Annotated in this window: 9 protein-coding genes and 1 pseudogene; 7 read left to right on the top strand and 3 right to left on the bottom strand. The window is 65.6% G+C overall.

The features are described 5' to 3' along the window. The first annotated feature begins 84 nt into the window (after nucleotides 1-84). From QNI11_RS24715 to QNI11_RS24705, 3 genes are all read left to right on the top strand, one after another. Entirely contained in the window at nucleotides 85-2,946 is a 2,862-nt protein-coding gene (locus tag QNI11_RS24715; protein ID WP_283983727.1) for an FAD-binding and (Fe-S)-binding domain-containing protein, read from the top strand. A gap of 355 nt (nucleotides 2,947-3,301) precedes the next feature. Next, nucleotides 3,302-3,679, top strand: coding sequence for a glucose dehydrogenase (locus tag QNI11_RS24710; protein WP_283983726.1), 378 nt, complete (start codon nucleotides 3,302-3,304; stop codon nucleotides 3,677-3,679). A gap of 16 nt (nucleotides 3,680-3,695) precedes the next feature. After that, nucleotides 3,696-5,825, top strand: a complete 2,130-nt coding sequence (locus tag QNI11_RS24705) for a pyrroloquinoline quinone-dependent dehydrogenase (protein WP_283983725.1) — start codon at nucleotides 3,696-3,698, stop codon at nucleotides 5,823-5,825. A gap of 247 nt (nucleotides 5,826-6,072) precedes the next feature. On the opposite strand, the gene QNI11_RS24700 is transcribed toward QNI11_RS24705, so the two are convergent. Next, a complete protein-coding gene (locus QNI11_RS24700; RefSeq protein ID WP_283983724.1) occupies nucleotides 6,073-6,684 on the bottom strand; it encodes a cupin domain-containing protein in 612 nt (203 codons plus the stop codon). 245 nt (nucleotides 6,685-6,929) lie between these two features. Between QNI11_RS24700 and QNI11_RS24695 the strand changes: the two genes are divergently transcribed. The 4 genes from QNI11_RS24695 to QNI11_RS24680 all read left to right on the top strand — a co-directional run bounded on the left by QNI11_RS24695 (nucleotide 6,930) and on the right by QNI11_RS24680 (nucleotide 10,391). Then, complete coding sequence (locus QNI11_RS24695; RefSeq protein ID WP_283983723.1) at nucleotides 6,930-7,667, top strand: ABC transporter substrate-binding protein; 738 nt, start codon at nucleotides 6,930-6,932, stop codon at nucleotides 7,665-7,667. A 68-nt stretch (nucleotides 7,668-7,735) separates the two neighbouring features. Beyond that, nucleotides 7,736-8,392: an amino acid ABC transporter permease gene (locus QNI11_RS24690; protein ID WP_283983722.1), complete on the top strand. Its 657-nt coding sequence runs from the start codon at nucleotides 7,736-7,738 to the stop codon at nucleotides 8,390-8,392. Next, a complete protein-coding gene (locus QNI11_RS24685; protein WP_283983721.1) occupies nucleotides 8,389-9,120 on the top strand; it encodes an amino acid ABC transporter ATP-binding protein in 732 nt (243 codons plus the stop codon). The genes QNI11_RS24690 and QNI11_RS24685 overlap by 4 nt, the downstream gene beginning before the upstream one ends. 14 nt (nucleotides 9,121-9,134) lie before the next feature. After that, nucleotides 9,135-10,391: an FAD-binding oxidoreductase gene (locus tag QNI11_RS24680; protein ID WP_283983720.1), complete on the top strand. Its 1,257-nt coding sequence runs from the start codon at nucleotides 9,135-9,137 to the stop codon at nucleotides 10,389-10,391. Between the two features lie 136 nt (nucleotides 10,392-10,527). On the opposite strand, the pseudogene QNI11_RS24675 reads toward QNI11_RS24680, so the two are convergent. Continuing rightward, nucleotides 10,528-11,364: pseudogene (locus QNI11_RS24675) on the bottom strand (formylglycine-generating enzyme family protein). 439 nt (nucleotides 11,365-11,803) lie between these two features. Then, complete coding sequence (locus QNI11_RS24670) at nucleotides 11,804-13,162, bottom strand: sensor histidine kinase (protein WP_283983719.1); 1,359 nt, start codon at nucleotides 13,160-13,162, stop codon at nucleotides 11,804-11,806. Nucleotides 13,163-13,165: the final 3 nt, after the last annotated feature.

Below are 13,165 nucleotides of genomic sequence, written 5' to 3'. Positions count from 1 at the left end.
TTGACTGATGCAACTTCCATGTTGTTCGGAATTTATGATACTAATCGATGCAACGCAACGATTTCCGACGATGAGACCGCCCTGATGACCGAGACCTCCACGAACTGGCAGGCAAGCGCCGAAGAATTGGGCGCGCTGACAGAAGCCCTGCGTGAGGCCGGTTTTCGTGGGGAGCTGGAGACGGACAGCGCCCTGCGCGAGGCGATGTCCACCGACAACTCCGTCTATCGGATTCGTCCCGACCTCGTGGCTGCGCCCCGCGACGCCGCCGACATGGCCACACTCGTCGCGGTCATGGACAGGCCAAGGTTCCAGCGCGTGCCCATGACGGCCCGCGGCGGCGGGACGGGCACCAACGGGCAGTCGCTGAACAACGGTGTCGTGGTGGACACCCGACGTCACATGCACCGGCTTCTGCATCTCAACGTGGATAACGGATGGGCCGATGTCGAACCCGGTCTGGTGCTGGACGACCTGAACGCTCAGATCAGGCACAGCGGCTGGTTCTTCGCGCCCGAGACCTCGACCTCTACACGCTGCACCATCGGCGGCATGGTCAGCACCGATGCCTCGGGCAAGGGCTCGCGCGTGTACGGCAAAACCTCCGACAACCTGCTGGGTCTGGAGATCGCGCGCCCCGAAGGCCTGCTGTTCAGTGGCGATCCGGCGCCCGACTGGGCCGCGCCACTGCTGGCCGGGGCAGAGCGGGCGGCGCGCAGCGGGCGCGCAGCCTTCGTCGCAGCGACGCCCGACCTCAACCGCCGCTTCACCGGATACGATCTGGAACGCGCCTGCCCCGAAGGCGGGGGTTTCGAATGGTGGCGGCTGTTTCCCGGCTCAGAGGGGACTCTGGCGCCCATTTCCCGCATCCGCGTGAGGCTGCGCCGGATCGAGGCGGAGAAGCGCCTGATCCTTGCCGGGTTCGACAGCTTCTCTGCCGCGCTTTCCGCTGCCGTCCCCTTGGGTGCGGGGGACCCGACCGCTGTCGAGGTGATGGACGAGCGCACTCAGGGCCTTGCCGCCACGGCCGGCCTGCTGGGCGACCTGCCCCCGGCGCTGAGCGCCCCGGGCATCGCGCCGGTCTTCATCGAGGTGAACGGGGACGACGCGGCAGAGGTCGAGGCGCGCGTCGCGGCGATCCTTGGGATCCTGGACAACCTGCCCGGGCTGCGCGGCACCCATCTTGCCGCGGACCGCGACGAGATCCGCAGGCTTTGGGCGGTACGTTCCGCAGGGGTGGGCCGGCTTGGCCGGACAGAGGGCCGCGCCCGGCCGGTGGCCTTTGTCGAAGATGCCGTGGTACCGCCGGAGAACCTCGCTGCTTTCCTAGAAGACTTCCTCGCCGTGCTCGACGGCTTCGGCCTCTCCTACGGCATCTACGGACATGCGGATGTCGGCTGCCTGCACGTCCGGCCGGCGCTGGACATCGACAGCATCAACGACCGCAAGGCACTTGCAGAGGTGTCGGACGCGGTCTTTGCCCTGACACGCAAGCATGGCGGGATCTTCTGGGGCGAGCACGGCAAGGGGGTCCGGGGCGCATACCTGCGCGACTGGATCGGGGATGAGGCCTATGGCGCGCTTCAGGGGGTCAAGGCGGCGTTCGACCCGGCAGGCCGCATGAACCCGGGCAAGCTCGTCGCCCCACCAGAGCAACTGATGGGCATCTCCACCACGCCTTTCCGCCCGTTCAACGCGCCCGAGGGCGACGGGCTGGAGCGGGCGTTCCGTTGCAACGGCAATGCGCAATGCCTGTCTTATGCCACAAGCGTGCCCATGTGCCCGTCGTTCAAAGCCACGGCAGACCTGCGGCACAGCCCCAAGGGCCGCGCCGACGCGCTGCGCGCCTGGCACGAGGCGCGTCAGCACGAGGGACCGGATGCGCTTGCCCGGCGCGAGGCGGACCTTTATGCCGTGCTCGACACCTGTCTCGGCTGCAAAGCCTGCGCCACGACCTGCCCCGTGCAGGTCGACATTCCCGACATGAAGTCGCAGTTCCTCGCCGATTATCACGCCCGTCACCCGCGTGGGCTGACCGAGCGGCTGACACTGCTGGCGGAGCGCCTCAGCCCTATGGCGGTCCGGCTGGCGCCGGTGGCGGCCCCGCTCTGGCCCGCGCTGCGGCCCTTGGTCCAGCGCGTGACCGGCCTCGTCGATCTGCCGGAACGATTGGCGCGCGCTTTGCCCCGCGCGGCATATCTGTCGGCCCGGGAGCTGGAAGCACCGCTCCCGAAGGACACCGTAATCCTCGTGCAGGACTGGTTCACCGCGCTCTTCGACGAAGCGGCCCAGAGGCAGGCGGTGGCGGGATTGCGGGCATTGGGGTATGTGCCAAGAATGCTTGTTATGCGCCCGGCGGGCAAGGCGGCGCTGGCGGCCGGCGATTTGTCCTGGTTCCGCCATATGGCAAGTCGGCAGGCCGCGCTGCTGACACAGGCCGCGGCAACCGGCGCGCCGCTGCTAGCGCTGGACCCGGCCTACGCCATGATGCTGCGACAGGACTATGCGCGCGCCGGCATCGTCCTGCCGGACGTGAAGATGCCGCAGGAGTTCCTCTCCGCCGAAATCGCATCCGGGCGCAGTTTCCCGAAGGCGGCTGCACCGCGCGCACGGCTGCTGGGCCACTGCACCGAAACCAGCGCATCGCCCGGCAGCCGCGCCACATGGCGCAGTGTGTTCGCAGCACTTGGCGTGACGCTCGAAGTGCCGGAGACCGGTTGCTGCGGCATGGCGGGGCTTTTCGGCCACCAGAAGCGCCACCAAGAAGTCTCGACCCGCCTGTTCGACACCTCGTGGAAGGACAACGTCGCCGACGACATTCCGACGGCCGCCACGGGCTTTTCCTGCCGCAGCCAGACAAAGCGGCTGGCCGGTCGGCACCTGACGCATCCGCTGGGGCTGATCGCGGAATTGCTAGAGGCGGAACGCCCGCCCAGCCCACAGTGACTGGCGCAGTCAGCGAGCAACCTTAAATGAAGTTCAATAGCTGACCAGGCAGCATCCGGTCCAGGTTACCGAGTGCACCTCAGCCAGACGGCAAAAGACTACCCAACTCCAGACTGCAGTCTCATATGTTGGGCGAGGAACCGGGAGCGGGCAGGTGAAAACCATCTCGCGCCACCGTCGCTGAAGACGCCGCAATTGGCGCCGGCGATTGTCCAAACGGTTACCGGCACCGTCCCCACACCGCAAAAGAACGAAATCTCACAGTTTGACGGAACGGACCCGCTTGCGAGCCGTTCAACCCTAAAGGGCCTCGTTCAAGTGGCCCTCAACGCGCGCGCAAGCAACAGGAGGTCGCATGTCCGATTTGACTGCCCCGCCCGATCATACCGAACGCCACGAGACCGTATGGGGAGTAAAGCTTCTGGGCTGGATCAACGTTCTGCTCGGTGCCGTCATTCTCGCCGGGGGGATCTGGCTCATCCTGCTCGGAGGAAGTTGGTACTACGGGCTCGCCGGGCTTGGCCTGCTGGTGACCGGCATTCTTCTCAACCGGTACATGATGGAAGCGGTCTGGACATACCTTGCGGTCTGGATCGGCACGGTGGCCTGGGCATGGTGGGAAGTCGGCCCGGACTGGTGGGCCCAGGTGCCACGCCTCGTTGCGCCCACGCTGATCCTCGTTCTCCTGCTGCTGTGCATTCCTGCACTGTCTCGGCACGCCTCGAAATTCTGACAACGGCAGGTTCCTCATGACACGCCATTTTTCAATCGTAACAGCCGCGCTTCTCGCCGGCGCTTTTCCCCTCCAAGCACAACAGGCCCCTGCGCCGCAGCAGGAAACGGTGACTCCCGAACCTGTTGATGACACTGCAGAACAGACCACCGCCCCGGATCAGACATCCGCAGGGTCGGGCCAGGCAGACGAAGGGCCGGGTCAGGCAGATGCCGGGCAGGACGCAGCGCCGCGTCCCCAACCGCAGGTCGGTGCGGACTGGCCCTTCTGGGGCGGTGACGCGCAGGCCACCCGCTATTCGCCGTTGGACCAGATCACTCCCGAAAACGTCAGTCAGCTCGAAGAAGTCTTCACCTTCCACACCGGCGACCTGCCCGAGGGCACGGCGGAAGGGAAGTACTCGCCCGAGGTCACGCCGCTCAAGATCGGCGACGACCTCCTGATGTGCTCCGCCATGAATATCCTGATCTCCGTGAATGCCGAGACCGGAGAGGAGAACTGGCGCTTCGATCCCGGCGTTCCGAACGAGGCCATCCCCTACGGTGCCACGTGCCGGGGCGTTTCTGCCTATACCGATCCCAGTGCGACCGAGGGGGATGCCTGCGCGACGCGCGTGATCCAGGCGACGCTCGACGCGAAACTGGTCGCAGTTGACATGGAAACCGGCGCCCCCTGCGAGGACTTCGGCGAAAACGGCACCGTCGACCTGTGGCAGGACATCGGCGAACGCGTGCCCGGCTGGTACGCCGTGACCGCGCCGCCCGCCATCGTCCGCGGGATCATCGTCACCGGCGCCCAAGTGAAGGACGGCCAGGCGGAAGACGCGCCGTCCGGCGTCGTACGCGGCTATGACGCCGTGACCGGCGAGCTGGTCTGGGCATGGGATCTTGCCGCGCCCGAACAGAACCGCAACGGTCCGCCCGAGGGCGAGGTTTATACCCGCGGCACGCCCAACATGTGGACCACGGCGGTCGCGGACGAAGAGCTGGGCTATGTCTATCTGCCGCTCGGCAATTCCTCGGTCGACTACTACGGCTCCAATCGGAGCGAAGTGGAAAACGAGTACGCCACGTCGCTCGTTGCGCTCGACGCCACCACGGGCGAGGAGGTCTGGCACTTCCAGACCGTGCGGCACGATGTGTGGGATTACGACCTCGGCAGCCAGGCGACGCTGCTCGACTACCAAGGCACGGCCGCCGTACTGCTGCCGTCGAAACAGGGCGACATCTACATCCTGAACCGCGAGACGGGCGAGCCGCTGACCCCGGTCGGAGAACTGACCGACCTGCCGAAAGGCGAGGTCGAGCCCGACTACATCTCGGACACCCAGCCGATCAGCGAATGGCACACGCTGCGCAAACCTGCGCTGGAAGAGAAGGACATGTGGGGCTTCACCCCCATCGACCAGCTCTGGTGCCGCATCCAGTATCGCCGCGCGAACTATCAGGGCTTCTTCACCCCGCCGTCTTCGGACAAGCCGTGGATCCAGTATCCGGGCTACAACGGCGGGTCCGACTGGGGCTCAGTCGCGGTGGACACCGAACGCGGGATCATCGTCGCGAACTACAACGACGTGCCGAACTACAACCGGCTTGTGCCGCGTGACGAAGTGACGTCGAAAGCGATCAACCGTCAGACAGGCGAGGAGAAAGCCGGGGGCGGCGCCGAGGGCGCAGCCGATCCGCAGGAGGGTTCGCCCTATGGCATCTCGGTCAACGCCGGCTGGCGCAACACCGGGACGGGCGTGCCCTGCACCCGTCCGCCCTATGGCGGCATCCGCGCAATCGACCTCGAGACGGGAGAGACGCTCTGGGACCGCCCGCTTGGCACGGCCCGGCGCAATGGCCCGTTCGGCATTCCGTCCTTCCTGCCCTTTGACATCGGCACGCCGAACAACGGTGGCTCGGTGGTTACGGCAGGCGGGCTGGTCTTCATCGCTGCGGCGACGGACAACCTGTTCCGCGCCATCGACATCGAGACGGGCGAGACCCTGTGGTCCACCGTGCTGCCGGCAGGCGGTCAGGCCAACCCGATCACCTACGAAGCGGGTGGCCGACAGTACGTGATGGTCACGGCGATGGGCCACCACTTCATGGAGACGCCCGTGGGCGACGAGGTGATCGCCTGGGCCCTGCCCGAAGACTGAGGCCAGCGGCACGCATCGTGAGGCTTGACCATCAACGGCTCCGGTGACTTACCGGGGCCGCTTTTTTCGGTCCCTGCGCGCCCGGTCCGGAGAAAGCGGGCAGCAGTAAAGAGCACGTCTTTACATCAGGACAGCGCGGCGCGCCTCACCTTGCGCCCGCAGTTGTTTTAAAAACTCCCGCAGTTGAATTGCGCTTCGCCAAGGTTTTCGGGCACGCGCGCTGCTCGCAGTCGTTGTTCCACCGCACCTACCAGACCGGCGGCGTCGTCACCCACATAACCCGGCTCTGCTCATTGCAGAGGTTACGGAAACGGTGCGGACGGCGGCTTTCGAAGTGGAAGGCATCGCCCTCTGCCAGCACAAAGCGGTCGTCGTCCACCCAGAGCTCCAGCTTGCCGCGGAGCACCACGCCGCATTCCTCGCCTTCATGCGCATAGGATTCCTCGCCCGAGCTGCCGCCCGGATCGAGAACGATCTCCATCACCTGCAGGGCGCCTTGATCGTGGACGGTCAGGAAAGACTTCACCATGCCCTTGTCGCCGAAATCGACGGTGCGCCGCCGTGCCTCGCGCACGATGATGCCATCCTCGCGGCTTGTGCCGTCACTCTCGGCGAAGAGGGACAGGAAAGGAATGCCGATCACCTCGCAGATGGCGCGAAGGTTGCGGATCGACGGTGAGGAGATGCCGCGTTCGATCTGGCTGAGAAGCCCCGTCGAGATGCCCACCCCCTCGGCTACGGTCTGAAGCGACAGCCCGCGCCCCTTGCGCGCCTGCCGTACCGCCTCACCGAGCGAGGTGTCGTCCATTCCGCTCATCGGATCGGAGAGCAGTTTTGCTTCATTTTCGACTGGGGGCATCGGCGAATCTTCACTCCGGTGAAATCATTGTCAGCCACATGGCCGACCGGACCTTCGCCTGTTTAGACGCTTCCGTACGAAAAATGAAGAAAAACAATCGAAAACCCCACCTCATTTCAGGAGCGTGAAGATTTTCACGCAAGTCGGTTGCGTCTTGGTATTTCTTCATTATCGTGAAGATCACAAACCAGTAGCGTCACATTCCCCGTCCATAGCTGTGGCGCCAGAAAACAGGGAAACTTCAGATGACCATCCGCAAAATTGCCCTGGCCGGTGCGCTTGCGCTCTGCGCCACCCAATCCTTCGCTGAGGATCTCACCGTCGGTGTCACCACGACCGGCGTGCCGTTCACCTTCGTCGATACCGGAACGCAGGAACCGACCGGCGCCATGGTCGACCTTGCCGCCGCCATCGCGGAAGACATCGGCATGACCCCCGAATTCGCCGTCAACCAGTTCTCTGCGTTGATCCCGGCGCTGCAGACCGACAAGATCGACATCATCTCGGCGGGGATGTTCGCCACCGACAAGCGCAAGGAAGTCGTGGACTTCTCGACGCCGGTCTACAGCTACGGCGACGCCGCCTTCGTCGCGGCCGAAGATGAAGGCAGCTACCAGCTCGACGATTTTGCCGGAGAGGTGGTCGGCGCGCAGATCGGCACCACTTTCGCCGACCAGCTACAGGCCAAGGGGATCTTCAGCGAGGTGAAGCTCTACGACAGCCTCGTCGATATCATGCGTGACGTGAAGCTGGGCCGGATCAAGGCGGGCTTCGGCGACAAGCCGATCATCGCGTACCAGATCGCCCAGAACCCTGCGCTGGGGGTCAGGCTGGTGGACGGCTACACGCCGATGGGGGTCGGCGACGTCGCCCTGGCCGTGTCGAAGGACAAGCCGGAGCTTCTGGAGCAGGTCAACGCTGCCATCGCCGAAATGCAGGAAAACGGCGAGCTGGACGAGATCTTCGGCAAGTACGGGCTCTGAAACCCATCGCAAGTCTGACAGGGCCCGGGCATTGCGCCGGGCCCGCGCCCTTCTGACGGGAGATCCGCATGCTACCCCTTTCCGAGCGAATCCAGGAATACCTGCCGCTGCTTGTGACCGGGCTTTGGAAGACCATTGCCGTGACCCTTCTGTCACTTGTCCTCTCTTCGGCGCTGGGGCTGGTCTGGGCGATGATGCGCAGTTCAGGCACCCGCTGGCTCAGCCTGCCCGCGCGCTACATCGTCGAGTTCCTGCGCGGTATCCCGATCCTCGTCGTGCTCTTCTACATCTATTTCGTCATGCCCGAGCTTGGCCTCGACCTCACCGCCTTCCAGGCCGGGGTCGTGGGACTGGCACTGACCTACTCCTGCTACATCGGCGAAACCTTCCGCGGCGGCATCGAGGCGGTGGACCGCGGCCAGATCGAGGCGGCGAAATCCATCGGCATGAAGCACGGCAAGATGATGCGCCGCATCGTCCTGCCGCAGGCCTTCCGCATCTCGCTTCCGCCCTATGGCAACAACATGGTCATGCTTCTGAAGGACAGCAGCCAGGTCTCTGTGATCTCGGTTGCCGAACTGACCATGCAGGGCAAGATGCTGGCCTCCTCGACCTTCGACAACATGACCGTCTTCACCATGGTCGCAGCGCTTTACCTGTGCCTCACGATCCCGCTGAACTTCCTGATGCGCCGGGTGGAGCTGAAGATGGGAGCCGCGACATGATCCGTTTCGAGAATGTCCACAAGTCGTTTGGCCATCACGAAGTGCTCAAGGGCATCGACGCCGAGGTCGACAAGGGCCAGGTCGTGTGCCTGATCGGGGCGTCGGGCTCCGGCAAGTCGACGCTGCTGCGTTGCGTCAACGGGCTGGAGGACTACCAGTCCGGCCGCATCAGCGTCGAAGGCGAAACGGTGGATGCCCATGCGAAATCGATCCACGCGATCCGCACCCGGGTCGGCATGGTCTTCCAGCGCTTCAACCTGTTTCCGCACATGACCGCTTTGCAGAACGTCATGGAAGGCCCGGTGCAGGTGCTGGGCGAGAACCGCGATGAAGTCCGTGCCCGCGCCGAGGACCACCTGCGCCGCGTCGGGCTGGGCGACAAGATCGACTTCTATCCTTCCGCACTGTCCGGCGGACAACAGCAACGCGTCGCCATCGCCCGCGCGCTTGCCATGCGTCCCGACGCGATCCTGCTGGACGAACCGACCTCGGCACTCGACCCCGAGATGGTGGGCGAGGTGCTTTCTGTGCTGCGCGATCTGGCCGAGGAGCAGATGACCATGCTGGTCGTCACACACGAAATCCAGTTCGCACGAGAGGTTGCGGACAGCGTGATCTTCCTCGATCAGGGGCGCATCGCCGAGAAGGGCAGCGCCGAGGAGGTGCTGAGTCGCCCGCAGAATCCCCGCACGCAGGAGTTCCTGCGCCGCGTCACCCACCCCGCCTGACCGGAGCCTTCGCCATGGACTTTCCTTCCCTCTGGCGCGCGACCGCCCCCGCCGCGCCCCTTTGGCCCCCGCTGACCGAGTCGCGGCGCTGCGACGTGCTGGTGATCGGCGGCGGCTTTCAGGGGCTGTCTGCGGCGCTGCACCTTGCCGAGGCCGGCACCGACGTCGTGCTGCTCGAAGCCGAGGATCCGGGCTTCGGCGCATCGGGACGCAATGGCGGTCAGGTGATCCCCGGCCTGAAGGACGATCCCGACACCCTCGACCGAACATGGGGGCCGGCCGCGACCGAATTTGCCGGCGGGACGGCCGACGTGCTCTTTGCGCTGGTGGCGCGGCTCGGCATCGACTGCGACGCAGTGCAGGACGGCTGGATTCAGGCGGGCAGCAAGCAAGTGCATCTGGCCGGGCTGCGGACGCGCATGGCGCAATGGCAGGCACGGGGCATTGCGGCCGAATGGCTCGACGCGGACGCCATGGAGCGCACGACCGGCGCGCGCGGCTTCACCGGCGGGTGGCGCGATCCGCGCGCTGGCCGGGTGCATCCGCTGAAGCTGGCGCAGGGTCTGGCGCGCGCGGCTGAGGCTGCGGGCGCACGGATACATGGGCGTACCCCGGTGGTGGCGCTCATGCGCAATGGCAAAGGCTGGAAGGCGCGGCTGGAGGGCGGCGCCACGGTAGATGCGGAGAAGGTGATCCTCGCCACAAACGTCTACACCCCGGCGAAGCTTGAGCCGCGGCTGCGTCGTGCCACGGTGCCCGCCAACAGCTTTCAGGTCGCCACGGCCCCTCTGACGGCCGCACAGCGCGCCCACATCCTGCCCGGAGGCGAGGTCGTATCGGAGGCGCGCCGAGTCGGAACCTACTTCCGCATCGGCCCGGAGAACCGTCTGATGCTGGGCGGACGCGGCAGCTTTAGCGATCCGCAAAGCGCTGAAGGTTTCTCCCGCATCGAGACGGAACTGGCCCGGCTCTTCGGAACGGGTTTCGAGATCACGCACCGCTGGTTCGGGCGGGTGGGCATGACCCCCGACCACCGCCTCCGGCTTTGCGCTCCGGCGCCGGGGCTGCTTGCCGCAACAGGTTTCAACGGGCGGGGTGTCGCGCTCTCGGTGTCGTTGGGCAAGGCCATGGCGGAGTATCTCGCGCATGGCAGACCGCTGCCGATCCCGCCGAGCGAGACGATCCCCGCCCTGCCCTTCCACGCGCTGCATCCGATTTATGGCAGCCTCGGCATTCGCTACTACCAGCTTCGGGATGCTCTGGATCGTTGAGGGCCGCCGGTCTCTGACCTGCCCGACGAATGCGGAAAAGCAGGCGGGGCCGCATACGTTCCGGAAAAAGGCGGCGGCGGGCGCTTGAGGTCTGGAGACGCGTTCGCATCCGGTCATAGATGAAGGCCGGATCACCTTATCCGAAGGCTTCACCCTCGCCACGTTGAATTCCGCCCGCGACGCGGAAACCCGAATTGGAGGTCGAACTGTCGGGATCGTTCCGGGTACGCGAATGCACGTGGTAGCGGTCACAGTAGCTGATGTGGCACAGGAAGGACCCACCTCGCTGAATCCGCGCAACGCCGTCTTCGGGACCGGTCGGATCGACCTCCGGAAGGCGGCCCGGGGCCGGACGTGGACCGTAGCGGTCCGATACCCATTCCCACACGTTGCCCGTCATGTTGTACATGCCGTAGCCGTTCGGCGCATAGGACCTGACAGGCGCGGTCCCGACAAAGCCATCCTCAGCCGTGTTGGTCGCTGGAAAAGCGCCCTGCCACGTGTTCATTGCAAAGCTGCCGCCCGGCGTAAGCTGGTTGCCCCATGGAAATTTCTTGTGCGCCAGCCCGCCGCGCGCGGCGCGCTCCCACTCTGCCTCGCGCGGCAGACGAAGGCCGGCCCAGGTGACATAGGCCAGCGCGTCCTACCACGCGATATGCGTCACCGGATGGTCTGGCCGATCCGAGACGTCACTTCCCGGCCCTTCCGGCGCCGACCAGCAGGCGCCATGCACCTGCCGCCACCATGGCAGGCCCGGCGGATGGTCCGTACATTTCGCAGCGTCTTCGAGCAGGAGGTGGAAGACGAAGCTCCACCCCTCCTGCTCCGCCACCGTCCGGTAGCCGGTGTCTTGCACAAACACGGCATATTCGGCGTTGGTGACCGCGACCGGAGACATGCGGAAAGGCGAAAGCTTCACCTTGCGCCGCGGGCTGTCGAGGTCGTCAGGAAAGCGGGACTTCCGCGTGCCCATGTCGAAAATGCCGCCCGGGATCTCCGTCAGCGCTTCCCACAGCCGCGCTTGCACGTCCGCCGGAGCGCGGGCGACGCCCAATGCACGTTCCATCAAGACGTCCTGGGACGTGATTGCGCCTCCGCTCGCGGCGCAGCATGACTTCTTGGGTGCGGGGTCGGACATCTGAGAACTTGCCGTCTAGGGAAAAGCCCATGATTGCTCGACCATCCGGCGGGTCGTGTCAACGGGCGGCACGGGACTGCCCTTGGCCTCGCGGGTTTATCGCCTTTCGCCCCGCCCATTTGGCCGGGCTGCGCCGACCGTGCGGTGCCAGCCCTGACCAGCAGATGGGCACGCCGTCCGGACAAGCGCAAATGCGTCACGGAACAAGGTGTTCTGGTGGGCCACCAAACCGATGAAGCAATCTACGCGCTAGCGCCTCCAAGTCCGTATTCCGTCATGCGTCACTGTTCTTGACCAACGGAACGCAAAGGCTGACGCATGTGCCTGACTCGACCTCTTCCAGTTTCACACTGCCGTGGTGGCGGCGCATGACCTGCTCCACGATGGCCAGACCGAGTCCCGTTCCTTCGCCGTTCTGAAGCTGCGAAAACCGGCGGAATGCGATTTCCGCCTGATCGAGCGGTATGCCCACCCCGTCGTCCTTCACAGTGATCACCGCTTCCCCGTCGCGGCTGGAGGTGACCACCTTGATCCGTGTCATCCCGTTGCCACCATGGCGCAGGGCGTTCTCCACCAGATTGGTAAGCGCCTCACCCAACAGAATGGGGTCCCCTTCCACCTCCAGCGCGGCGTCCGACCGTTCCAGCGCAAAGTCGATCTCGCGGGACAGAACCGCCGGAGCCAGGCCGCTGCAGACGTCTTCAACCACCTCGTTGAGGTCGAAGCGCGTGACCGGCGCGGCGACGTCGTACCGGAGGCGCTCAAGCGACAACAACTGGTTCGCCAGCCGGGCGGACACACGGGCGGCGGCGATGAGTTCGGCCTGTCGGGCAGCCCGTTCGTTTTCGTCGCGGACATCGGGCAGGGTCTCGGCCAGCGCCAGAAGCGCAGCAGCCGGGTTCCGCAGCTGGTGCGCGGCGTCGGAAATGAAGGACTGGTGGACCTCGATGCTGTCCCGCACCTGCCCAAGCAGGCGGTTCAGGGTCGAGACCACACCCGCGACCTCCTTGGGCACGGGGCGGCGGATGCGACCGAGGTCATCCGGAGACCGTTGCCGGATCGCCTCCTGGAGGTCGTTGAGCGGGCGCAGGCCGATCTGGACGCCGAACCAGACCACCAGCGCCAGCGCCGCCATCAGGCCCGCCATCAGGGCAATCGCGCGAAGCGCCAGTTCGCGTGCAAAGGCCTGACGGTCACTGACCCGCTGCCAGACTGTGACGACCGTTTCGCCCGACAGGTTGCCGATTGTGCGGTTCTCGATCATGCGCAGGACACGCATCTCTTCGCCCCGGTAATTGGCGAAGTAGTAGCTGGGCAAGTCGCTGTCCGTCGTCCCGGCGGCCCGTGGCGGATAGGCGTAACCGGTCACGTAATAACCGCCCGGCCCGGTCACGTGGTAGAAGATCTCCCCGCCGCCCGCGTCCGAGATAAAGCTGCGTGTACTGGGAGACAGGGCGTCCCCTTCGGAGATCGCGACGTCCCGCGAAATTGCCAGCGCCGCCGCCAGCAGGCTGCGGTCGAACAGCTCTTCGGATGTCCGCTGCGCCGCCTCGAAACGCCACAGGCCAAGCAGGACGGACACCACAAGCAGGGGCGGCAGGATCACCAGGAACAGCCGCAACCGCAGTGACATGGC

Source organism: Sagittula sp. MA-2 (assembly GCF_030126985.1).
In the GTDB taxonomy this organism is placed as follows: domain Bacteria; phylum Pseudomonadota; class Alphaproteobacteria; order Rhodobacterales; family Rhodobacteraceae; genus Sagittula.
The sequence above is the reverse complement of the archived record's forward strand: the minus strand, read 5'-3'. Positions and strand labels throughout refer to the sequence as shown.